The organism is Massilia sp. UBA6681 (assembly GCF_002454935.1).
Lineage (GTDB): Bacteria > Pseudomonadota > Gammaproteobacteria > Burkholderiales > Burkholderiaceae_D > Telluria > Telluria varians.
In genome coordinates, this window is sequence record NZ_DKJX01000106.1 from 3,998 (window position 1) to 5,009 (window position 1,012).

The window sequence follows — 1,012 nt, forward strand, 5'->3', positions numbered from 1 at the left end:
CATGGCCAGGAACTCGTCCTTGGCGTTGTTCTGGTTCTCGGCCGCGCGCCGTGCGTCCCGCTCGCTGCACAGCAGCAGCTCGCGTTCGCGCTCGAGCCGCCGCCGGGCCTCGTTCTCGGCTGCGAGCTTGGCGCCCGCATCGTGCAGGGCACGCTGCAGCACGTCGGCTTCGACCACCCCCGAAGGCTGGACGACCGGCATCTTGCCGAGTTCGAGGGACTTGGCGGCATCGAGGGCGAGGTCGAAGGACGCGCTGAGCCGCCGGGCGAACAGGACGATGCCGAGCAGGGCGCTGCCCAGGGCGAACAGCAGCACGCATCCCGCGATCAGGGTGGCGGTGCGCGCCGGCCGGTTGATTTCTTCCTGCGGCGCGGCGATGGCGACGGTCCAGTCGGCGCGGGTGGCATGGGTGAAGGTGTTGTAGGCCCAGAATCCGTCGCGCGTCAGGTTGACCAGCCTGCCGCTGGCGCGCTCGCGCGATGCCTTGTACAACTCAGGCCTGACGGGCTTGCCGACGAATTCCTTCTCGCGCAGGTTGCGGGCGATCGAGATGCCGTCGTCGCCGAACACGCCCACCACCCAGTTCGGCGGCAGTTCCTGGCGGTGCAGCAGGGCGGTGATGTGGCTGACGTGGAAGGTGTGCGACAGCAGGAACTGGCGCCCGCCCGCGCTTTTCACTGGCAGGTTGACCGACACGACCTTCCACTTGCCGGCGCGGCCCTCGCGCAGGTTGGTCACGCTCGGCTTTTGCAGCGCGATCGCTTGCGGCACCCAGGTGTTCGGTCCCTCGTCGAAACGGGTGCCGTAGGGGTGGTGCGTGTGCATCAGCATGCTGCCGTCGGCGCCGTAGAGCACAGCCCAGGAATCCGGCGAGGTGATCGTTTTGCGCATGAGCTCGTACAGGGACGAAAAATCTTCCCTGGACATCAGGTCGGTCTGGCCGATCACGCGCAAGGCGCCCTCGGCGCGCACCAGTTCCTTGTCGATCGACAGCGCGATCGAGCGCGCGCGC

Annotated in this window: 1 protein-coding gene; it reads right to left on the reverse strand. The window is 68.1% G+C overall.

Going from position 1 to position 1,012, the window contains the following annotated elements:
* A partial coding sequence (locus B2R83_RS20045) for a hypothetical protein (protein ID WP_292044345.1) occupies positions 1-1,012 on the reverse strand: 1,012 nt, incomplete at both ends.